The organism is Streptomyces sp. W16 (assembly GCF_033194735.1).
Classification (GTDB): domain Bacteria; phylum Actinomycetota; class Actinomycetes; order Streptomycetales; family Streptomycetaceae; genus Streptomyces.
Genome location: NZ_JAWOAI010000146.1, coordinates 1 through 20,001, shown reverse-complemented (window position 1 = coordinate 20,001; position 20,001 = coordinate 1). Strand labels below are relative to the sequence as shown.

Annotated in this window: 21 protein-coding genes; 1 reads left to right on the top strand and 20 read right to left on the bottom strand. The window is 69.8% G+C overall.

The window, feature by feature from the left end:
- Positions 1-969, bottom strand: a 969-nt coding sequence (locus R6V09_RS20765) for a GTPase-associated protein 1-related protein (protein WP_317882917.1), incomplete at its 3' end; no start/stop codon positions are given.
- A gap of 298 nt (positions 970-1,267) precedes the next feature.
- On the opposite strand from R6V09_RS20765, the gene R6V09_RS20760 reads away from it, so the two are divergent.
- The gene (locus R6V09_RS20760) at positions 1,268-1,783 is read left to right on the top strand and encodes an RICIN domain-containing protein (RefSeq protein ID WP_317882916.1); all 516 of its coding nucleotides are present in this window, start codon (positions 1,268-1,270) and stop codon (positions 1,781-1,783) included.
- Positions 1,784-1,877: 94 nt separating this feature from the next.
- Here R6V09_RS20760 and R6V09_RS20755 read toward each other — a convergent pair whose 3' ends face one another.
- The 19 genes from R6V09_RS20755 to R6V09_RS20665 all read right to left on the bottom strand — a co-directional run.
- Positions 1,878-2,624 (bottom strand): sirohydrochlorin chelatase, encoded by a 747-nt coding sequence (locus tag R6V09_RS20755; protein WP_317882915.1) that lies wholly within the window; start codon positions 2,622-2,624, stop codon positions 1,878-1,880.
- Positions 2,625-2,629: 5 nt separating this feature from the next.
- On the bottom strand, positions 2,630-3,514 hold the full coding sequence (locus R6V09_RS20750) for an ABC transporter permease (RefSeq protein ID WP_317882914.1): 885 nt from the start codon (positions 3,512-3,514) through the stop codon (positions 2,630-2,632).
- Positions 3,501-4,304, bottom strand: coding sequence for an ABC transporter ATP-binding protein (locus R6V09_RS20745; protein WP_317882913.1), 804 nt, complete (start codon positions 4,302-4,304; stop codon positions 3,501-3,503). The genes R6V09_RS20750 and R6V09_RS20745 overlap by 14 nt, the downstream gene beginning before the upstream one ends.
- Positions 4,305-4,316: 12 nt before the next feature.
- Positions 4,317-5,426 carry an ABC transporter substrate-binding protein gene (locus R6V09_RS20740; RefSeq protein WP_317882912.1) on the bottom strand — a complete coding sequence of 370 codons (1,110 nt, stop codon included), beginning with the start codon at positions 5,424-5,426 and terminating at the stop codon, positions 4,317-4,319.
- A gap of 235 nt (positions 5,427-5,661) precedes the next feature.
- The gene (locus R6V09_RS20735) at positions 5,662-6,996 is read right to left on the bottom strand and encodes a sulfate adenylyltransferase subunit 1 (RefSeq protein WP_317882911.1); all 1,335 of its coding nucleotides are present in this window, start codon (positions 6,994-6,996) and stop codon (positions 5,662-5,664) included.
- A gap of 2 nt (positions 6,997-6,998) precedes the next feature.
- Positions 6,999-7,937 carry a sulfate adenylyltransferase subunit CysD gene (gene cysD, locus R6V09_RS20730; RefSeq protein ID WP_317882910.1) on the bottom strand — a complete coding sequence of 313 codons (939 nt, stop codon included), beginning with the start codon at positions 7,935-7,937 and terminating at the stop codon, positions 6,999-7,001.
- Positions 7,934-8,470, bottom strand: coding sequence for an adenylyl-sulfate kinase (cysC, locus tag R6V09_RS20725; RefSeq protein WP_442810095.1), 537 nt, complete (start codon positions 8,468-8,470; stop codon positions 7,934-7,936). Before cysC ends, cysD begins: the two co-directional genes overlap by 4 nt.
- Before the next feature lie 23 nt (positions 8,471-8,493).
- On the bottom strand, positions 8,494-9,204 hold the full coding sequence (locus tag R6V09_RS20720) for a phosphoadenylyl-sulfate reductase (RefSeq protein WP_317882908.1): 711 nt from the start codon (positions 9,202-9,204) through the stop codon (positions 8,494-8,496).
- Positions 9,201-9,380, bottom strand: coding sequence for a hypothetical protein (locus R6V09_RS20715; protein ID WP_317882907.1), 180 nt, complete (start codon positions 9,378-9,380; stop codon positions 9,201-9,203). The genes R6V09_RS20720 and R6V09_RS20715 overlap by 4 nt, the downstream gene beginning before the upstream one ends.
- Positions 9,377-11,074 carry a nitrite/sulfite reductase gene (locus R6V09_RS20710; protein ID WP_317882906.1) on the bottom strand — a complete coding sequence of 566 codons (1,698 nt, stop codon included), beginning with the start codon at positions 11,072-11,074 and terminating at the stop codon, positions 9,377-9,379. The genes R6V09_RS20715 and R6V09_RS20710 overlap by 4 nt, the downstream gene beginning before the upstream one ends.
- Before the next feature lie 126 nt (positions 11,075-11,200).
- Positions 11,201-11,284 carry a putative leader peptide gene (locus R6V09_RS20705; protein WP_309500612.1) on the bottom strand — a complete coding sequence of 28 codons (84 nt, stop codon included), beginning with the start codon at positions 11,282-11,284 and terminating at the stop codon, positions 11,201-11,203.
- Between the two features lie 127 nt (positions 11,285-11,411).
- Entirely contained in the window at positions 11,412-11,984 is a 573-nt protein-coding gene (locus R6V09_RS20700) for a GNAT family N-acetyltransferase (RefSeq protein ID WP_317882905.1), read from the bottom strand.
- Positions 11,985-12,054: 70 nt separating this feature from the next.
- Positions 12,055-13,314, bottom strand: coding sequence for a hypothetical protein (locus R6V09_RS20695; RefSeq protein ID WP_317882904.1), 1,260 nt, complete (start codon positions 13,312-13,314; stop codon positions 12,055-12,057).
- A gap of 169 nt (positions 13,315-13,483) precedes the next feature.
- Positions 13,484-14,773: a GAF domain-containing protein gene (locus R6V09_RS20690; protein WP_317882903.1), complete on the bottom strand. Its 1,290-nt coding sequence runs from the start codon at positions 14,771-14,773 to the stop codon at positions 13,484-13,486.
- A gap of 206 nt (positions 14,774-14,979) precedes the next feature.
- Entirely contained in the window at positions 14,980-16,614 is a 1,635-nt protein-coding gene (locus tag R6V09_RS20685; protein ID WP_317882902.1) for an acyl-CoA dehydrogenase family protein, read from the bottom strand.
- A gap of 69 nt (positions 16,615-16,683) precedes the next feature.
- Positions 16,684-17,670, bottom strand: a complete 987-nt coding sequence (gene sbnA, locus R6V09_RS20680) for a 2,3-diaminopropionate biosynthesis protein SbnA (RefSeq protein ID WP_317882901.1) — start codon at positions 17,668-17,670, stop codon at positions 16,684-16,686.
- A 34-nt stretch (positions 17,671-17,704) separates the two neighbouring features.
- The gene (sbnB, locus tag R6V09_RS20675) at positions 17,705-18,736 is read right to left on the bottom strand and encodes a 2,3-diaminopropionate biosynthesis protein SbnB (RefSeq protein ID WP_317882900.1); all 1,032 of its coding nucleotides are present in this window, start codon (positions 18,734-18,736) and stop codon (positions 17,705-17,707) included.
- Positions 18,733-19,737: a TauD/TfdA family dioxygenase gene (locus R6V09_RS20670; RefSeq protein WP_317882899.1), complete on the bottom strand. Its 1,005-nt coding sequence runs from the start codon at positions 19,735-19,737 to the stop codon at positions 18,733-18,735. The genes sbnB and R6V09_RS20670 overlap by 4 nt, the downstream gene beginning before the upstream one ends.
- 55 nt (positions 19,738-19,792) lie before the next feature.
- Positions 19,793-20,001: acyl carrier protein (locus R6V09_RS20665; RefSeq protein ID WP_317882898.1), on the bottom strand; the 209-nt coding region annotated here is incomplete at its 5' end.

Sequence of the window (20,001 nt, the reverse complement as noted above, 5' to 3'; positions counted from 1 at the left end):
GGCGACCAACGCCGTCAGGGTGTCGTCCGGCAGCGTGTCCGCCTGCTCGGCCGCCCAACTCGCCGCCACCGCCCGGGCGTCCGTACGCAGGTCGATGCCCGCGACGAGGGCGCTCACCGCCAACGGGCCCAGGTCTTCGGGGTCGTTGTGGAACAGGTCGGGGCGGCCCGCACGCCAGACGCGGGCGGAGACCTCGGCCCCGGTGTCCGCGACCGGTCCGGACGGCTGACGGCCCGTGCAGTTGTGCACGCGATAGCGCTCGTCGTCGGCGACGGACTCCGAGGACGGCAGGGCGCCGACGAGCTGCTGGCGGGCCTGCCGGGGGTCGCGGGTGTACGTCGTGAAGGTGAGCCGGTGCGCTTGTTCGCGGGGCAGGACCGTGCAGGCGAGCGCGATCCACCGGGCCACATCGGCGCTGTCGTGCTCCACCACCACGATCTGCCCGGCGCCCGGGTCCGCGGCCACCGCCCGCAGATCGGCGAAGAACGGGGCGAGCCATCCGGCCCGGGACTGCGCGAACGCGACCAGCGCCTCCTTGCGCAGCAGCCCGGAGGGTTCGAGCCGGCTGACGGGCTCGGGCCTGCCGTCCGGGGGAGTCGACTCGGCCCAACGCGAGGACTCCCAGGTGGAGATGGGCAGCACGCCGTCCGGCAACCGGGTCCCGGCCGGCAGCAGGACGGCGTGCGCGTGGAAGGAGACCGGGCCCCCGGCCCAGTCTGTGCCGGTACACACGGAACGGCTCAACAGCCGCCTGCCGTCGGCGAGTTCGCTGAAGCCGAAGACCGTGGGGAACCTCTTGAGCTGTTCGGCGTCGGGCCGCTGCGGGATGTCGGGCGGTGGCTCGTACCCGAGGAGCCGCTCGGCCTCCCGCAGCACCGCCGGCGGCACCTCCGCGCCGACCGCCGTGAACCGGGGGCCGGAATCCTCGGAGCCGGACAGCCCCGAGGTGTAGTGCAGTTGGGCTGGCACAGGCCCTTCGCGATACCCGAACTCCCGACCCGCCACGTGTACTTGCTCCCCACTCGCCCTCAGAGGAACCATCCCAGCAGATCCGGGAGCCGGGGGAGACCCCTTTCCGGGAAACCGGGCAGGTCGGACCGGTCCTCCACCTGTGACTCGGAGGTGTGGGAGGGGCCGGGTGTGCGGACGAGTGTGGTTCATCTCAATCGCCTTGCTGGACTTTGATCTTGTTGATAGAAGAGAAGCAGCACCATATCGATTGATGAGAAACGGGGATGACCGAATGGTCACGAAGCGTTCTGCTGCCATGATTTCCGCGACCGCGGTTCTCAGTCTTGCCACAGGTATTGCGACCGCTGGTGAAGCCCAGGCCACCACGTACTGGCGCAGCATCAAATTCGTCCACGCCGGCGGCCAGTGCCTCACTATCCAGGCAAAGGCCAGTACCAGCAAGGGCAAGCGGGAACTGATCAAGAAGTGCAACAACGGGACCTCGCAGGCGTGGCGTCTCGTCGTCGGCACCTACAAGGGGACGCAGGTCACCCAGATCTCCCCGGCCGGGGACACCGGCAAGTGCCTGGACGGTGCCAAGAGCGAGAAGACCGGCAGCGAGTGGTACCTGCACGCCGTCAAGTGCAGCAGCTCGACCACCCAGAAGTGGAAGTACGTCCGGGGTGACACGCAGGCTCTCTGGGGTGCGCAGAACTACAAGACCGGTCTCTGCATAGCTCCGCGCAAGAAGAGCCAGGCATCCGGTACCTGGGTCGTCACCACCAAGTGCAATGGCAACAACAGTAGTCGGCAGATGCTCCAGTCCGCCTAATACATGTATGCGGGCTGAGTAGATCCTGTGAATTCTGTCGTGGCGAGTCGGTAAGACCGGCCGCGACAGAATTCCTTTTCGCGGAGTGCCTTCCTCAGGCGCTCGCCCTCAGGGGGAGCAGTGCTTTCCCGGACGCTTCGACGTACCTGCGCAGAATTACCTGCGCCACTTCCGGTGCCGCCCCCAGCACATTGGCGAGGACATTCGCCTCCGCCGCGCCCCGCGCGATGCGGTCCGGCAGAAAGCCCGGAGCCAGGACGTACGGCGCGACGGCCACTCGCTCACACCCGAGAGCCCGAAGCTCCCGCACCGCGTCCTCCGTGCGCGGCAGGGACGCGGACGCGAACGCGGGTCGTACGGCACACCAACCGGTGCGCCACCAATCCCGCGCGATGTCGGCGATCACCGCGATCGCCTCCGGGTCGGTGGACCCCGCCGAGGCCAGTACTACCCCGGTCGAGGACTTGTCGGCGGGCGTCAACCCGGCCTCGTACAAACGCCGTTCGAGGGCCTGGAGGAGGAGCGGGGACGGGCCCAGCACCTCTGCCTGCCGGATCCGTAGCTGCGGCGGCGCCGCGTCGAGGACCGCGGGGATGTCCGCCTTCGCGTGGAACGCTCGGGTCAGCAGCAGCGGGAGTGCTACGACGTCACGCACGCCCCCCGCCGCGAGTGATTCCAACACCCCTTGCACGGAAGGGATGTTGAAGTCCAGAAAGCCGGTCTCCACGCGCAGCCCGGGCCGTAGCGACCGTACCCGACGCACCAGGGCGTGGACCGTCGCCGCATGCCGCGGGTCGCGGCTGCCGTGGGCGATGACGAGGAGAACCGGCCTTTGACGCATGAGGTTCAGCTCTTCACCAGGAGACCGCGGCTGCGCAGGACCCACCGCTCCATGGGGCTGAAGATCAGCAGGTCGATGGCGATACCGACGAACAGGATGAGGAGGATGGCGAGGAAGACCTGCGCCATGCTGCTGTTCGAACGGGCGATCTCCAGCAACTGCCCCAGGCCCACTCCCATGTCCGGTGAGTACGCGATGATCTCGGCGGCCATCAGCGAGCGCCACGAGAACGCCCACCCCTGCTTCAGGCCCGCCACATAGCCGGGCAGCGCGGCCGGCAGCACGATGTGCCAGGTACCACGCAGGCCGGTTGCCCCCAGCGTGCGTCCGGCACGGAGGAACAGCGGGGGCACCTGGTCGACGCCCGACACGAGACCGTTGGCGATCGAGGGGACGGCACCCAGCAGGATCACCGCGTACATCAGCGAACTGTCCAGGCCCAGCCAGATCACGGCAGGCGGAACCCAGGCGACCGAAGGCAGCGACTGGAGGCCGGAGAGGACCGGGCCGATCGCCGCGCGCACGAACTTCACCCGCGCCACCAGCAGGCCCAGCGGCGTACCGATGATCAGTGCGAACAGGAAGCCCAGCAGGCCGCGGGAGACGCTGGTCCAGATGTAACCGAGCAGAGTGCCCTGGAGCCAGGCGTCCTTGGCCTCGCCCCACACGTCGCCCGGGGAGGGCAGCTTTGTCGGATCGGTGACGATGTCGAAGCTGATCAGCCCCTGCCAGATCACCAGCACCACGGCGATGGCGATGAGCGGCGGCAGGATCTTGTCGACGAAGGTCTGGCGGAAGGACGGGCGACCGACGGCCGCGGTCTCCAGGGCGTCGAGGCCCGCCTCGACGCTCCCGCTGTCCTGGACCTGTGTCGTGTCAGTGCTGGCCATGACGGCGGATCTCCCCACGCAGTACGTCTGTGATCTCGACGGACAGTTCCGCCACGGGCGCGTCCTCGATGCGGCGCGGCTGGGGGATGTCCACCGTCCACTCGCGGGCGATCCGGCCGGGCCGGGAGGACAGCAGGATGACCCGCTGCGCGAGTCGTACCGCCTCGCGCACGTTGTGCGTGACGAACAGGACCGAGAGCCCCGTCTCGCCCCAGATGCGGGTGAGTTCGTCGTGCAGCACGTCCCGCGTGATCGCGTCCAGTGCCGCGAACGGCTCGTCCATCAGCAGGAGTCGGCTCTCCTGGGCGAGCGCGCGGGCCATGGCGACCCGCTGCCGCATACCGCCGGACAGCTCGTGCACGCGCTTGCCGTATGCGCCCTTCAGCCGGACGAGTTCGAGCAGTTCCTCGGTCTTGCCGCGCCGGTCGGCCTTCGGAACTCCCCTGAGTTTCAGCGCGAGTTCGATGTTCTTGCCCGCGGTCAGCCACGGGAAGAGCGCGTGCTCCTGGAACATCAGGGCGGGGCGCCCCTCGGTCGTGATGGAGCCCGCGGTGGGCTTGTCCAACCCCGCCACCAGGTTCAGCAGCGTGGACTTGCCACAGCCCGAGGCCCCCAGGAGGGTGACGAACTCGCCGGGAGCGACATCGAGAGTGATGTCGTCCAGGACGAGCTGCTGCCCGCCCGGTCCCGTGAAGGACTTCGAGACGTGCTCAAGGCGGGCCGCGTGCTCGACCGACTCCTCGGCCTTGGCGAGAGTCGTGGACATGGTCGTCACCTCCTGGGAAGTCATCGGGATCCGGGCTTACTTGACGCCGAGGCCGGCGTCACTGACCGTGCTGTCGCCCGCGGCCTTGAGCACCTTGTTCAGGAGCGTGAGGTCGTAGATGCTGTCCAGCTTCGGGCTCTCCAGCAGACCGGCCTTGACCGCGTGCTGCGCCTCGGTGTTCAAGGTGGAGGCCAACGGGTCGTCGATGAACTGGATGGACTTCCAGGCCGGGTCGATGACATTGGCCGGCAGGGGCTTGCCCGAGTCGATCGCCAGCTGCTTATTCGCCGCCGCCTTCGCCGCGTCCGAGTTGGCGTTGATCCACTTGTTGGTCTCGACCGAGCCCTTGAGTACGGCTTCGACGACCTTCGGGTGCGCCTTCAGGAACTTCTGCGACACGATGATGTTCGTGATCACGAACTTCTTGTCGGGCCACAGCGACGACTCGTCGAGCAGCACCTTGGCGCCCTCGGCGACCAGCTTGGACGCGGTCGGCTCCGGCACCCAGGCGCCGTCGATGGAACCGGACTTGTAGGCGTCAGGGGTGATCTTGTTGTCGGTGCGGATGACCGACACGTCACCCTTGCCGCTCTGCGCGTCGACCTTCCAGCCCTGGTCCGCGACCCAGTTGAGGAACGCCACGTCCTGCGTGTTGCCCAGCTGGGGCGTCGCGATCTTCTTGCCCTTGACGTCCGCGAGGGACTTGATCTTCTTCGGGTTGACGACCAGCTTCACACCGCCGGACGCCGAACCGCCGATGATGCGCAGGTCGGTGCCCTTGGACTTGGTGTAGCCGTTGATGGCCGGGGACGGGCCGATCCAGCCGATGTCGATCGAGCCGGCGTTGAGGGCCTCGATCTCGGACGGCCCGGCGTTGAAGATCGAGTACTTGGCCTTGGTGGCGCCGAGCTCCTTCTGGAAGAAGCCCTTCTGGTTGCCGACCAGCGCGGTGGCGTGGGTCAGGTTTCCGAAGTAACCGATCTTGACGGTGTCGAGACCGTCGATCTTCTTCGACCCGGTGGCGACCTTCGCGGAGCTGTCCTTCGCGGCGTCGGAACCATAGCTGCACGCGGCGAGCGCGAGGAGGGGAAGAGCGGCGGCCACGGCTATGCCGCGGCGCAGAAGTGTCGAGCGGTTGGCAGGCACGGGAGGTGTTCCTCTCGTTGGCCCGGCGGTCACGGTCTCAGGTCGTGGCCGGGAGGTCGGCAGGTCTTCGTTTTCGTCGTGTCCGGGACGGCGGGTGGGGGGACTGGGCGCGCGAGCGGTGCGCGTACGTCAGCCCGCACATCGCGCCACTCCGCCCTGCCCGCTGCCGAGGGCGCCGCTGCCGACCCGGCCGCCCTCCTTCGCGAACGTGGAGTAGAAGTCCCTGGACGTCATGTCAGAAGTCCCAACCGTCGTCGTCCGTACCGTCCTTGACCGGCTCCGGCGCCGCGAACGACTCGCCGACCATGCCGGCGGTGAGCGTGGTGCCGTCCGCCGGGTCGATCAGGATGAACGAGCCCGTACGGCGGGAGTCCGCGTACGAGTCCACCGGCAGCGGCTCCGCGGTGCGGATCTTCACCCGGCCGATGTCGTTGGCGACGAGCTGTCCCGGATGCGGGTGCAGGGACAGGTCGTCGAGCGTGAGGCGGGAGGGGATGTCCTTGACGATGGCCTTCACCGTGCGGGTACCGTGCTTGAGGAGCACCCGGTGGCCCACGGTCAGCGGCGCGTCGGCGACATGGCACACGGTCGCCTCGATGTCCTGCGTGGTCGCCGGGGCGTCCTTGCTGGGCACGATGAGGTCACCGCGCGAGATGTCGATGTCGTCCTCCAGCAGGAGGGTCACCGACTGCGTGGTCCAGGCGGTCCGGACCGGCTTGCCGAGCAGGTCGATACCGGAGATCTTCGTGGCCCGCCCGGACGGCAGCACCGTCACGGACTCGCCGACACGGAACGTACCGGCCGCGATCTGGCCCGCGTACCCCCGGTAGTCCGGCAGGTCGGCGCTCTGCGGCCGGATCACGTACTGCACCGGCAGCCGCGCGTGGCAGTGACTCAGGTCGTGGGCGACCGGCACCGACTCCAGGTGCTCCAGGAAGGTCGGCCCGCCGTACCAGTCCATGTTCGCGGACGGGTCCACCACGTTGTCCCCGGCCAGCGCCGAGATGGGGATCGCGGTGATCTCCGGGACGCCCAGCTCGCTCGCGTACGCCGTGAACTCCTCGGCGATCGCGGCGAACACGGACTCCTTGTACTCGACGAGGTCCATCTTGTTGACGGCCAGCACCACGTGCGGCACCCGCAGCAGCGCGGCGATCGCCGCGTGCCGCCGGGTCTGCTCGACGACTCCGTTGCGGGCGTCGACGAGGACCACCGTCAGCTCGGCCGTGGAGGCACCCGTCACCATGTTGCGGGTGTACTGCACATGACCGGGCGTGTCGGCGAGGATGAACCGGCGCCGGGGGGTGGCGAAGTAGCGGTACGCCACGTCGATCGTGATGCCCTGCTCCCGCTCGGCGCGCAGGCCGTCGGTGAGCAGCGCGAGGTCGGGCGCGTCCTGGCCGCGGTCGGCCGACACCCGCTGTACGGCTTCGAGTTGGTCGGTGAGGACCGACTTCGAGTCGTGCAACAGCCGCCCCACCAGGGTGGACTTGCCGTCGTCGACGGAGCCCGCCGTGGCGAACCGCAGCAGCGTGGTGGCGATGAGTTCCTCGGTCGTGATGGTGCTCATGGTTAGAAGTACCCCTCGCGCTTGCGGTCTTCCATCGCGGCCTCGGACAGCTTGTCGTCGGCACGCGTCGCGCCCCGCTCGGTCAGCCGGGAGGCCGCGATCTCGACGATCACGTCGTCCAGCGTTACCGCGTCGGAGTCGACGGCGCCCGTGCACGACATGTCACCGACGGTCCGGTACCGGATGAGCCGCTTCTCCACGGTCTCGTCCGCCTTCGGCCCGCCCCACTCACCCGCGGTCAGCCACATGCCGCCACGACTGAACACCTCACGCTCGTGCGCGAAGTAGATGTCGGGCAGCTCGATGCCCTCGCGGGCGATGTACTGCCAGACGTCCAGTTCGGTCCAGTTGGAGAGCGGGAAGACACGGACGTGCTCGCCGGGCGCGTGCCGCCCGTTGTAGAGGTTCCACAGCTCGGGCCGCTGCCGGCGCGGATCCCACTGCGAGAACTCGTCACGAAGGGAGAACACCCGCTCCTTGGCCCGGGCTTTCTCCTCGTCCCGACGCCCGCCACCGAAGACCGCGTCGAACTTCTCGCTCTGGATCTTCTCGGTGAGCGGCAATGTCTGGAGCGGGTTGCGGGTCCCGTCCGGACGTTCCTTCAGCACACCGCTGTCGATGTAGTCCTGTACGGAGGCCACATGGAGGCGCAGCCCATGTGCGGCGACCACACGGTCCCGGTACTCAAGGACTTCGGGGAAGTTGTGTCCGGTGTCCACATGCAGCAGCGAGAAGGGCACCGGCGCGGGTGCGAACGCCTTCAGCGCCAGATGCAGCATGACGATGGAGTCCTTGCCGCCGGAGAACAGGATCACCGGCCGCTCGAACTCACCCGCCACCTCACGGAAGATGTGCACCGCCTCGGACTCAAGAGCGTCCAGGTGCGAGAGGGCGTACGGAGTGTCCGTACCGTCCTCGGCCTTGGCGACGGTCGCCGTCATGCCAGTCCCCTCTCGGTGAGCAGCGCGTGGAGTGCCGCTGCCGACTCCTGCACGGTCTGGTGCTGCGACTCGATCCGCAGGTCCGGCGACTCGGGCTCCTCGTACGGGTCGTCGACCCCGGTGAGCCCGCTCAGTTCACCGGCGGCCTGCTTGGCGTAGAGACCCTTCACATCGCGTACGGAGCACACGTCGACCGGGGTCGCCACATGCACCTCGACATAGGCGGCGCCGCTCTCCTGGTGCCGCTTGCGAACGGCCTCGCGGCTGTCGGCGTACGGCGCGATGACCGGGACCAGCGCCTTGACGCCGTTGCGGGCGAGCAGTTCGGCGAGGAAGCCGATGCGCTGCACGTTGGTGTGCCGGTCCTCGCGGGAGAAGCCGAGGCCCGCCGAGATGAACTCGCGGATCTCGTCGCCGTCGAGCACCTCGACGAGGTGGCCCTCCTCGCGCAGCCGGCCTGCCAGCTCGTACGCGATGGTGGTCTTGCCGGCACTCGGCAGACCCGTGAGCCAGACGGTGGCTCCGGTCGTCACGTGCAACTCCTTCTCGGTGATGGTCATTCGTGCAGCCCGCACTCGGTCTTCCCGCGCCCCGCCCAGCGGCCGGCGCGCGCGTCCTCGCCCGCGAGGACCCGGCGGGTGCAGGGCGCGCAGCCGACGGACGCGTAGCCGTCCATCAGCAACGAGTTGGTGAGGACGCCGTGTTCGGCGACGTACGCGTCCACGTCGTCCTGGGTCCAGCGGGCGATGGGGGAGACCTTGACCTTCTGGCGCTTCTCGTCCCAGCCGACGACCGGGGTGCCCGCCCGGGTCGGGGACTCGTCGCGGCGCAGCCCGGTCGCCCAGGCCGCGTACTTGGTCAGACCCTGCTCCAGCGGCTGGACCTTGCGGAGCTTGCAGCACAGGTCCGGGTCGCGGTCGTGCAGTTGAGGGCCGTACTCGGCGTCCTGCTCGGCGACCGACTGGCGCGGGGTGAGCGTGATGACGTTGACGTCCATCACGGCCTCGACCGCGTCACGGGTGCCGATGGTCTCCGGGAAGTGGTAGCCGGTGTCGAGGAACACCACGTCGACGCCCGGCATGGCGCGGGAGGCGAGGTGGGCCACCACCGCGTCCTCCATCGAGGAGGTCACACAGAACTGCTTGCCGAAGGTCCGAGCCGCCCACTGGAGGATCTCAAGGGCGGAGGCGTCCTCAAGATCCTTCCCCGCCTGCTCGGCGAGGGCTTTCAAGTCGTCGGTGGGGCGCGCTTTCTGAGTCGTCGTCATATCTCTTCTCCCCCTGCGTCGGTCTGCTGGAGACCCCGGGCGAGGAGCCCGAGGAACTTCAGCTGAAAGGCCCGATTGCATGCCGCGCATTCCCATGCTCCATGGCCCTGCTCGTTGGGACGCAGGTCCTCGTCGCCGCAGTAGGGGCAGTAGAAGGGGGCGGCGCGCTCGCTCACGAGAGGGCCTCCTCGCTGGCGCGCGTGGCCCAGGCGGCGAAGCGCTCGCCGTCCTCGCGCTCCTGCTGGAACCGGGTGAGGACCCGCTCGACGTAGTCGGGCAGTTCCTCCGAAGTGACCTTCAGGCCACGGACCTTGCGGCCGAAGCCGGCCTCCAGACCGAGGGCGCCACCGAGGTGCACCTGGAAGCCCTCGACCTGCTCGCCCTGGTCGTTGAGGACCAACTGGCCCTTGAGACCGATGTCCGCGACCTGGATCCGGGCGCAGGCGTTCGGGCAGCCGTTGATGTTGATGGTGATCGGCTCGTCGAACTCCGGGATGCGGCGCTCCAGTTCGTCGATGAGCGTGATGCCGCGCTGCTTGGTCTCGACGATCGCGAGCTTGCAGTACTCGATACCGGTGCAGGCCATGGTGCCGCGCCGGAAGGGAGACGGCTTGGCGGTGAGACCCAGTGCCTCCAGGCCCTCCACCAGCGAGTCGATCTGCGCCTCCGCCACATCGAGCACGATCATCTTCTGCTCGACCGTCGTGCGCAGCCGGCCCGAGCCGTGCGCCTTGGCCAGTTCGGCGATCTTCGTGAGCGTGGTGCCGTCGACGCGGCCGACGCGCGGGGCGAAACCGACGTAGAACAGGCCGTCCTGCTGGCGGTGGACGCCGACGTGGTCGCGCCAGCGCTGGACCGGCTGCGCGGGGGCGGGGCCGTCGACGAGCTTGCGCTTGAGGTACTCGTCCTCCAGGACCTGGCGGAACTTCTCCTGGCCCCAGTCGGCGACGAGGAACTTCAGGCGGGCGCGGGTGCGCAGCCGCCGGTAGCCGTAGTCGCGGAAGATGCCGATCACGCCGGCCCAGACGTCCGGGACCTCGTCCAGCGGGACCCAGGCGCCGAGCCGGACGCCGATCTTCGGGTTGGTGGACAGGCCGCCGCCGACCCACAGGTCGAAGCCGGGGCCGTGCTCGGGGTGCTCGACGCCGACGAACGCGATGTCGTTGATCTCGTGGGCGACATCGAGGAGCGGGGAGCCGGAGATCGCCGTCTTGAACTTGCGCGGCAGGTTGGAGAATTCCTTGTTGCCGATGTACAGGCGGTGGATCTCGTCGATCGCCGAGGTGCCGTCGATGATCTCGTCCTCGGCGATACCGGCGACCGGCGAGCCGAGGATGGTGCGGGGCGTGTCACCGCAGGCCTCGGTGGTGGAGAGACCGACCGCCTCCAGGCGGTTCCAGATCTCCGGCACGTCCTCGATGCGGATCCAGTGGTACTGCACGTTCTGCCGGTCGGTGAGGTCGGCCGTGCCGCGCGCGAACTCCTGCGAGATCTCGCCGATCACCCGCAGCTGGTCCGTGGTCAGCCGGCCGCCGTCGATGCGGACGCGCAGCATGAAGTACTTGTCGTCCAGCTCCTCCGGCTCCAGGATCGCGGTCTTGCCGCCGTCGATCCCGGGCTTGCGCTGGGTGTACAGCCCCCACCAGCGCATACGGCCGCGCAGGTCGTTCGGGTCGATCGAGTCGAACCCGCGCTTGGAGTAGATCGTCTCAATGCGTGTCCGCACGTTGAGACCGTCGTCGTCCTTCTTGAACTGCTCGTTGCCGTTGAGCGGGGTGAAGTGCCCCGCTGCCCACTGACCCTCACCGCGGTGACGGCTCACCTTGCGGCGGGGCGCTGCGGCTGCAGGGTTCTCGGGGGTGGCGGCCATGGTTCTACGTCCTCCGGGACAGGCGGGTGATCGGCTCTGACCTGCGCGTACGGGCGCATGCGGGCATACGTGCGCGTCTTTGCGCAGGATGGGGCAGATACGGGAATTCCGGGGGCTGCGGCTCGGCTAGCCCGCCGGACAGATGGCGCTGGACATGCGGCCGAGGTCGACGTGCCGCCGACTCACCAAGGCAATCCCAGTTCCAGACATGACGGAAGCGTGTCACGGCGATCTGGACACAGTCCAGCTTCGTCCGTCATGCGGACACCCTGGTCCCGGTATGTGAGACGAGGGTGTCATCAGTCACATGGCGTGTGCGCGGTCTTGTCGACGCAGGTCAGACCGGGTAGGCCCCCGGCCACGGGCCCGGCGTGGTCACCAGCGCCACCTCCTCGACCTGCGTGTCGAAGAGCTTGAAGCCCCGGCGCTCGTAGTTGTCCATCGCGTGCACGCCGTCCAGGCTGCAGGTATGCACCCACACCCGCTTGGTGGGCGCCCGCCCCGGCCAGCGGTCCGCGAGGTCCCAGGCGCGGGCAGTGCCGTAGGAGAGGAGGTGGCCGCCGAGGCGCCGGCCGCGGAAGGCGGGGATCAGTCCGAAATACGCGATCTCGACGACGCCGTCGTCATGCGCGGCCAGTTCTGTGTACCCGGCGGGGGTGCCCCGGTCGTACACGACCCAGGTCTCCGTGCCCGGCCGGTCCAGGTGCTCCTGCCACTGTGCGAACGTCCAGCCGAGCCGGTCGATCCAGAGGATGTCCCCGCCCACGGACGCGTACAGAAAGCGGCTGAACTCGGGGGAGGGCACCTCGGCGCGGACGATCCGCACGTCCCCGTCCGGCGTGATCGCCGGGAGGAGGTCGCGCGGGTCGGTCTGCTCCAGGGACCAGGTGGTCACGGGGGTGTTCGTCATGTCCGCCAGGGAATCATCCGGCCACGGGATCTGTCGATCGGCCGGGAAACCGGACCGATCCGCCTCTCCATCAGTCCAGGGCTCGGTCGATCGAGGTCAGTGGAAGCGCGAACAGCATCCGTCCGGACACCGACCAGACCTCACCGGTCTCCTGCCAGTAGGAGAGGGAGTCGGTCTGTGTGCTCCAGCACTGGTGCGTCTCGTCGGTCCCGCACACGGTGGCCTTCGCGTCGCCGGTCTCCTGGCGCCACATCGAACCCCGCCCGCTCTGCTCCCCGGCCGCGCCGCCCAGATACCAGGCGGACCCGTACGAGAGCACGCCCCCGACCCCGGCGACCTTCGTCCGGTACGCCTCCTCGGCCGTCACATGCCCCGCCGAGTCGGTGGCGAGCAGCCCCGGCCGCGCCGGATCCAGGCTGAAGGGATAGCGCCACAGCCGCTTCCCGCCGCCGGCGACCAGACTGTCCGGCACCGTGCTGCGGTCCAGCGAGAGTCCGACGGGCCCCGTGGCGGAGCTGTCACCGGTCAGCCGGTACGACCCGATCGCGGGCAGCACATACCGGTACCCGGCGGCCGACCAGCCCTCGCGCACCCGGCCGACCGCGGATGCCGTCACCGTGGCGCGCTGGATGCGGTTCATGTCGTACACGTACAGGGCGTCGCGGTTCCCGCTGGTGGTGGTGACCAGGAGCTTGTCCTGGTACCAGACCATGCCGGAGACCTTGGAGACGAGCCCGCGGTAGTCGCGCCCGCCGTCGGTCGGTACGGCGAGGAGGGCCCAGGTGTAGGTGAGACGGTCGGGCTCGTCGGCGTTCACGAAGGCGACCTTCGCAAGGCCGCGGCTGTTCGCGCTCCAGCCGGAGAGGATCACCCGGTTCGAGCCCCACCAGCCGTCCTCGTCGGCGTCGCCCGAGGTGGTCACCGAGCGGGGCGTCCACGCCGGGTCGGCCGCGTCGCCGCTGTCCCAGCAGTAGGCGCGGGTCGCCGCCGGTTCGACGGGCAGCGCCGTCTTCTCGTCCGTCGTGCAGTCGGCGGCGTCGCGGAGCGTGTGGTCGGCGCTCTTCAACACGGTGTCGACGCCCACCGGGCGCCCCATCACCGAGGCCAGCCGGTCCAGCGTCCCCTGCGGCTCCAGACTCTCCCGCAGCTCCAACTTCCCCAGCTCGGAAGCCGAGGTGAGCGGCTTGAGCGCCCCGGGATCGGAACCGACCGTCGCCTGCGAGGCGCTGATCATCGTCGCGGCGGCGGTGAGGCCGAGCGCGGCCCCGGCGAGCGCGGCGCGCAGCGCCCTGCCCCGCTTGCGCCGGCGATGTCGCCCACGTGCACCCATAAGTGTCCTCCCGAGGCGAGCCAACTGCGCCTGGTGATCCGTGCGTTGACCAGGGAACAGGTGGGGTGGCCCGTAGGGGGATGCTACGGCAGTGATGGCCGCCCCATGGGTAAGACCCTGCAAATATGCGGAAGATGCTGCCGGACGTGTCTTTTGCGCCACCTGTCCGCTACGGCGTGTGGACCGGCCTTCGCCCGCGGGTGACCGCCGGAGCCGTCGAGTACGGCAGCAACTCGCGCGGGTCGTCCGGCAACAGCACCTCGACCTCCGCGTCCTCGCAGAAGCGGTACGGCCGGTGCTCCAGGAACGCCCCGAGATAGCGCCGTACCCGGGACATCTCGGCGCGCACCGTCACCGTGCGGGCAGGGTCGCCGAACATGTCCTCGGCCAGGCCCGCGGCGCTGCGGCCGGTGCGGTGCAGGGCCAGGAGGTAGAGCAACTCGGTGTGTCGGGGGCTCAGTTCATGGGTCCAGGAGCCGGCGCAGCCGGACACCGTCACCGACCAGCGGCGCGGCAGCGCGAGGTCGAGGACGATCCGGGTGGCGGCGCGCGGCCCGGGTTCGTCGGCGACGCGGACCAACCAGCCCCCGGCCAGCGGCTCCAGCGAGCACAGCCCGAGCGAGGGCAGCCAACGACGGCCCGCCGAGGGCGACTTGGGCAAAGCGATCCGCTTCACGTACGGCATTCCGGTGACCGCGGCCGTCCAGCCGTCCCGGTCCACCACCAGGGCCTGGCCACCGAGCCGGGGCAGGATCGGCGCCGCCACCGCGCGCAGCCGCTCCAGCGAGGTCATGTGCAGTTCGCGCAGCCGGGCCTCGGCGAGCTTGGCCACCGAGTCGACCCAGGCGAGGGTGGCCGGATGCATGGTCTCCAGCGGACCGCTGACATCGACGACACCGATCAGCCGGCCGTCCCTGGGGTCGGTGATCGGGGCGCCCGCGCAGGTGAACGCGGCCAGCGCGCGCGAGAGATGCTCGGCGGCGAAGACCTGCACGGGCCGCCGTACGACCGCCGGGGTGCCCACGCCGTTGGTGCCGATGACGTCCTCGCGCCAGTCCGTGCCGACCTCGATGCCGACCTCGTCGGCCTTGCGCAGTACGGCGGCACTGCCCTCGCGCCACAGCGCGCGGCCCTCGTCGTCCGCGATCAGCACAATGTGGTGGGCGGCGTCCGCGACCGACACCAGGCCCTCCCGCAGCACCGGCAGGACGTGCCGCAACGGGCTTGCGCCGCGCCGCCGTTCGACCTCCTCGCGGGAGAGCAGTCCGGTGCGCAGATCGTGGTCGGGGTGGGTCCCGCCGCGTAACGCGCGCTCCCAGGACTCCTCGATCACCGGGCGCGGTGCGGTGCGGGCGCGCTGTCCGGAGAGCGTGGTGTGCCGGGGGTCGCTGAGCATCCTTGCCGTCCGTGCCGCGTCGACGGTGGCGTGCTGTGTCGGGGCGGCCGGCGGGTTCACCATGGGTCCTTCTCTCCGGTCCCGTATCGACTGTTGTTCTCATAGTGCCGCCCCGCGGTGACGGAGGGAGACACTCCGGACACAGTGGCCACCAAGTTGCAACCCTCTGCAACCCTGGTGAACGGCCGTACGGTGTCTGAAACTTGTCCCACGCTGCGAGGGTGGTGCCGTGTCGGCGCAGCACCACCCTCGCGTTGCGTCGGTGCGGCTCAGGCCGTTGGCCGGGCGCGTTCCACGATCGACGTCAGGTCCAGGCTCGGCGGCAGGGTGCCGAAGGTGGCACCCCAGTCGCCGGCCAGCCGGGACGCGCAGAACGCGTCGGCGACCTCCGGAGGCGCGTGCTGGACGAGCAGCGCCCCCTGAAGGACGAGCGCCATCCGCTCGACCAGGCGCCGGGCGCGGCCCTCGATGCCCTCCAGGTCGGCGAGTTCGACGAGCAGGTTCTTCATCGCGCCGTCCAGCCGGTGATCGGCGCCGCGCACCTGGCCGATCTCGACCAGGAACGCGTTCAGTGCCTGCGGCTCGCGTTGCAGCGCCCGCAGCACGTCGAGGGCCTGGATGTTCCCGGCGCCCTCCCAGACCGAGTTGAGCGGTGACTCCCGTACCAGGCGCGGCAGTCCGGACTCCTCCACGTAGCCGTTGCCGCCCAGACACTCGGCCGCCTCGACCGCGACTGTCGAACAGCGCTTGGTCACCCAGTACTTGGCGGCCGGCACCGCCAACCGCAGGAACGCCAGCTCCTGTTCACCACCGTCGTCGTAGGCCGCCGCGAGTCTGAGTCCCAGCGTGGTGGCCGCCTCCGACTCCAGGGCGAGGTCGGCCAGGACGTTGCGCATCAGCGGCTTGTCGAGGAGCCTGCCGCCGAACGCCTCGCGGTGGGTGGCGTGGTGGACGGCCTGTGCGACGGCCTGCCGCATCAGACCGGCCGAGCCCAGCACACAGTCGAGCCGGGTGGCCGCCACCATTCCGATGATGGTGCGCACGCCGTCCCCCTCGTCCCCGACGCGGCGCGCCCAGGTGCCGTCGAACTCGACCTCGGCGGAGGCGTTCGACCGGTTGCCCAGCTTGTCCTTGAGCCGCTGGAGGAGGAACACGTTGCGGGTGCCGTCCGCCAGCACCCGGGGTACCAGGAAGCAGGTGAGCCCGCCGGGCGCCTGTGCCAGCACCAGGAAACCGTCGGACATGGGCGCCGAGCAGAACCACTTGTGGCCGGTCAGCTCGTACGTCCCGTCCTCGGCGAGCGGTCGCGCGGCCGTCGTGTTCGCGCGGACGTCACTGCCGCCCTGCTTCTCCGTCATGCCCATCCCGAAGACCGCCCCGGCCTTCAGCTGGGCGGGCCGCAGCTCACGGTCGTAGACCATGGACGTCAGCCGGGGCTCCCACTCGGCGGCGAGCGCGGGGTCGGCGCGCAGGGCGGGCACCGCCGCGTGGGTCATCGACAGCGGGCAGCCGTTGCCCGCCTCGACCTGCGTCCAGACCAGGAAACCGGCGGCCCGCCTGACATGCCCGGCCGGGCGGTTCCAGGCGGCGGTCAGTCCTGCCGCCACGCCCTTGCCGAGCAGTCGGTGCCAGGCCGGATGGAACTCGACCTCGTCGATCCGGTTGCCGAAACGGTCGTGGGTGCGCAGGCCCGGGGGGTTGTCGTTGGCCTGCGCACCCCACTCCTGCACCTGGGCCGAGCCGGCGGCCCGGCCCAGGGCGGAGAGGTCGCCCTGTACCTCGGTGAGCAGTTCGGGCGCCGTGTGCCGCTCGACCGCGGCCGTCAGGACGCGGTCGGCGGTGAAGACGTCGTACCCGACCAGTGGGGGAGGCTGGTTCGTCACGGTGTGGGTGGTGCGTGCCATGGCTGGAACCTACCCGTGCGGACGGCGGTGGCCCGGATCTCCGCCCTGAGACAGCCACCGCCGCCGACGTCAGGCCGACTGTGACATGCCCGCCAGTATTTCGGTCCCGGCCGCCTCCTCCTCCAGCCAGCCCGTGCGGTACACGGTGTCCAGATAGCGTTCGCCCAGGTCAGGGGCGATCGCCACCGCGGTCGGGCCGTGCAGCCGGTCCGGCCAGCCGTTCCGGGCGAGCCACTGGCCGGCCCCGCTGACGACCGTGCCGGTGGACCCGCCGAACAGGAAGCCCCGCGCGGCCAGCCGACGGCAGGTCTGCACGGTGTCCGTCTCCTCGACATGGATCACGTCGTCGACGTACGACTCGTCGAGGAAGGGCGACCCCACGCTGGTGCCGAGCCCCGGGATCATCCGGGGCCTCGCCTCCCCGCCGAAGGTGACCGAGCCGACGGCGTCCACGGCGACGATCCGCACCCGGCGCCGCCACTGCCAGAACCAGCGCGCGCAGCCCATCAGGGTCCCGGTGGTGCCGGCCCCCACGAACAACACGTCGAGCTGCGGGAACCGGCGGGCGATGGCGGGTGCCGTGGTGCGGTAGTGCGCCCGCCAATTCCCTTGGTTGGTGTACTGGTTGAGCCACACATACCGCTCGTCCGAGGCGCACAGCGCGCGCACGTACGCGATCCGGGCGCCCAGGAAACCGCCGTGCCCGTCCGCCTGGTCGATGATGTGGACCCGGCTGCCCAGCGTCTCCATCAGCCGCACCGTCGGCAGGTTGCAGCGTCTGTCGGTCACACAGAGGAACCCGTAGCCGCGGCTCGCCGCGATCACGCTCAGGGCCACCCCCAGGTTCCCGGACGACGACTCGACAAGTACCGAGCCGGGCCGCAGAATGCCGTCCCGTTCGGCGGCGTCCACCATCTCGGTGGCGGCCTTCAGTTTGATCGAGCCGGCGAAGTTGAACCCCTCACATTTCAGATAGAGCGGCAGCCCCAGCGAGGCCCGCAGATCGACGTAGAGCTCGTCCTCGTTGAACTCCGCGGGATCAGAGATAACAGCCATGTATTTCCCCCCTAGTGGTGCGCCACGATCGCCGTCAGCCGTACCGGCGCAGCTCGTGGAAGAACCCGTCGACGACGCGCAGTTCGCCCCGTCGAGCCACTTCGTCATGGACGAACCTGCCGACCGCGAGGTCCAGCACCCCGAGACCGAAGGGTGAGAAGACCACGGTGCGGTCCGCCGGTACCTCCACCCGTCCGGTGAGCACGTCGTCCAGCGTGCCGTCGATGAACTCCCGCCCACCGGTGGCCTGTTCGACCAGATGCGGTGACGTGTCGGCCTTGAGACAGTGCTCGACGTCGTCCACGAAGTTCGCGGACGCGAGCAGGATCGCCGGGTCGAGATCCCGCAACGACACGTGCAGGACCAGCGGATGGTGGTCGAACCAGGCCGGATCGTGGATGTGCGGCGTGCCGGCGATCGTCGCGAAGACCAGCAGATCGCTGGAGCGGACGAGGCCTTCGGCCTTGTCGTGCACCGTGATCCGCCCCTGCGCCCCCGACCGCTCCAGATACCCCCGGAACCCCTCCGCGCTGTCCGCGGACAGGTCGTACACGCCCGTCTCCTCGAACTCCCAGCCGGTGGCCCGGAGATGGGTGTGGATGTAGCGGGCGATCAGGCCGGTCCCGACGAACCCGACCCGCAGCGGACGCGTCCGGCCCCGGCTGAGTTTCTCGGCCGCGAGCGCCGCCGAACTCGCCGTACGCGTCGCGCTGATCACCGAACTCTCCAGACAGGCGTACGGATAGCCGGTGTCGGGGTCGTTGAGGATCAGTACCGCCGAGGCCCTGGGCAGCCCCGAGCCGGTGTTCCCCGGGAAACTGGAGATCCACTTCAGGCCGTCCACCCGCTGCGGCCCGCCCAGCGACGCCGGCAGCCCGATGATGCGGGACGACGGGCGGTCAGGGAAGCGCAGGAAGAACGACGGCGGGTTCACCGAGTCGCCCGCGCCGTGCAGCCGGTAGGTGGCCTCCACGAGCTCGCCGATCTCCGACTCCCGCCCGGCCAGGGCCTGTTGGACCTGTTCGCCGCTGATGACCGCGAACGTGGGTGTGTCGAATTCGCTCATGCCGCCCTCACCCCTCCTGTCGGCGCGCAGTCCGTGAGCCGTACCGGGTCGCCGAGTCCGGCGAGCACCTCGCGCGGGCCCTCGAACGGGTCCCGGCCGTGCGCGGTACGGATGTTGTCCACCAGCAGCAGATCCCCGGAGCGCCACGGCGTGCGCCGTACGTGTGCGTCGTAGGCCCCGTTGATGGCCGACACGATGTCCGCGTCGACCGGATCGCCGTTCCCGAAGCGGGTGTTGAAGGGCAGCGCGTCGGCGCCGTAGACGTCGATCAGGTACTCGCGGACCTCCGGCTCCATCGTCCACTCGTTCAGGAACGCGATCTGGTTGAACCAGCAGCGGCGGCCGGTGACCGGGTGGCGGAGCACGGCGGCGCGGTGCTGCCGGGTGTGCAGCGAACCGTCGGACTGCCAGGCGAAGTCGATGCCCTGGGCCCGGCAGTAGCGCTCCACGACGCTGCGGTCCTCGGTGCCGAAGGCCTCGGCGACCGACGCCCCGATCTCCTCGTGGTAGGTCCGGGTCAGCAGCCAGCCCTCGCGTTCGAAGCGGTCCACCAGCGTGGTGGGCAGCGAGGTCAGGACGGCCTCGGCGTCGGCGACCGGGGTCGCACCGCCCTCGGTCGGCGCGTCGAGGCAGGCGAAGAGCAGCAGTCCGGGGAAGTCCAGCGCGTAGCTCGACTCGTGGTGCAGACACATCGGTTGGTCGGTCGGCCACTTGGTGGCCGAGTACACACCTTCCGCGTACGTACGGCGGGGTGCGAAGGGTTCCCGGTCGGCCATCAGGGAGTTGGTGAGCCGCCGGAAGACGGTCTCGGCCCCGGCCGGGTCGGCGAGGCCGAGGCCCCGGACCAGGACGCAGCCGTGCTCGGCGACGACGGCCCGCAGTGCCGTACGGTGCCGGTCGGCCCAGCCCGCCGGGTCCGCGCCGGCGTCGGCGTGCAGCTGCGGCGGAGCGCCCTGGCTCAGGGTGACTGCGTGGAGAAGGGTCGCGGATGAGAGCGACATCTCGGTGTTCCTTTCGGTGGTGCTGTCGATCGTTCGGCCGGGGGTGCGGCGGGTCTCAGGAGGAGACCGGCGGGTCCAGCAGTCCGGCCAGGTCCGCGAGGACCGGGTGACGGGTGACGTCCTTGAGGCTGATCGCCCGGTCGAGGGCGACCGCCAGCTTCACCGCGGCCAGCGAGGTGCCGCCGCGGTCGAAGAAGTGGTCCTGGCGGCCGATCCGGTCGGCCGGGATGCCGAGCACCACCGCCCAGGCCGCCGCCAGCCGGC

Excerpts from the sequence above, each read along its gene's own strand:
- R6V09_RS20745 (WP_317882913.1), bottom strand. The coding sequence starts at position 4,304 with ATGACTTCCCAGGAGGTGACGACCATGTCCACGACTCTCGCCAAGGCC.
- R6V09_RS20690 (WP_317882903.1), bottom strand. The coding sequence starts at position 14,773 with ATGGTGAACCCGCCGGCCGCCCCGACACAGCACGCCACCGTCGACGCG.
- cysD (WP_317882910.1), bottom strand. The coding sequence starts at position 7,937 with ATGACGGCGACCGTCGCCAAGGCCGAGGACGGTACGGACACTCCGTAC.
- R6V09_RS20705 (WP_309500612.1), bottom strand. The coding sequence starts at position 11,284 with ATGTCTGGAACTGGGATTGCCTTGGTGAGTCGGCGGCACGTCGACCTC.
- R6V09_RS20735 (WP_317882911.1), bottom strand. The coding sequence starts at position 6,996 with ATGAGCACCATCACGACCGAGGAACTCATCGCCACCACGCTGCTGCGG.
- R6V09_RS20700 (WP_317882905.1), bottom strand. The coding sequence starts at position 11,984 with ATGACGAACACCCCCGTGACCACCTGGTCCCTGGAGCAGACCGACCCG.
- R6V09_RS20670 (WP_317882899.1), bottom strand. The coding sequence starts at position 19,737 with ATGTCGCTCTCATCCGCGACCCTTCTCCACGCAGTCACCCTGAGCCAG.
- R6V09_RS20695 (WP_317882904.1), bottom strand. The coding sequence starts at position 13,314 with ATGGGTGCACGTGGGCGACATCGCCGGCGCAAGCGGGGCAGGGCGCTG.
- R6V09_RS20685 (WP_317882902.1), bottom strand. The coding sequence starts at position 16,614 with ATGGCACGCACCACCCACACCGTGACGAACCAGCCTCCCCCACTGGTC.
- R6V09_RS20710 (WP_317882906.1), bottom strand. The coding sequence starts at position 11,074 with ATGGCCGCCACCCCCGAGAACCCTGCAGCCGCAGCGCCCCGCCGCAAG.
- sbnA (WP_317882901.1), bottom strand. The coding sequence starts at position 17,670 with ATGGCTGTTATCTCTGATCCCGCGGAGTTCAACGAGGACGAGCTCTAC.
- sbnB (WP_317882900.1), bottom strand. The coding sequence starts at position 18,736 with ATGAGCGAATTCGACACACCCACGTTCGCGGTCATCAGCGGCGAACAG.
- R6V09_RS20750 (WP_317882914.1), bottom strand. The coding sequence starts at position 3,514 with ATGGCCAGCACTGACACGACACAGGTCCAGGACAGCGGGAGCGTCGAG.
- R6V09_RS20760 (WP_317882916.1), top strand. The coding sequence starts at position 1,268 with ATGATTTCCGCGACCGCGGTTCTCAGTCTTGCCACAGGTATTGCGACC.
- R6V09_RS20755 (WP_317882915.1), bottom strand. The coding sequence starts at position 2,624 with ATGCGTCAAAGGCCGGTTCTCCTCGTCATCGCCCACGGCAGCCGCGAC.
- R6V09_RS20720 (WP_317882908.1), bottom strand. The coding sequence starts at position 9,204 with ATGACGACGACTCAGAAAGCGCGCCCCACCGACGACTTGAAAGCCCTC.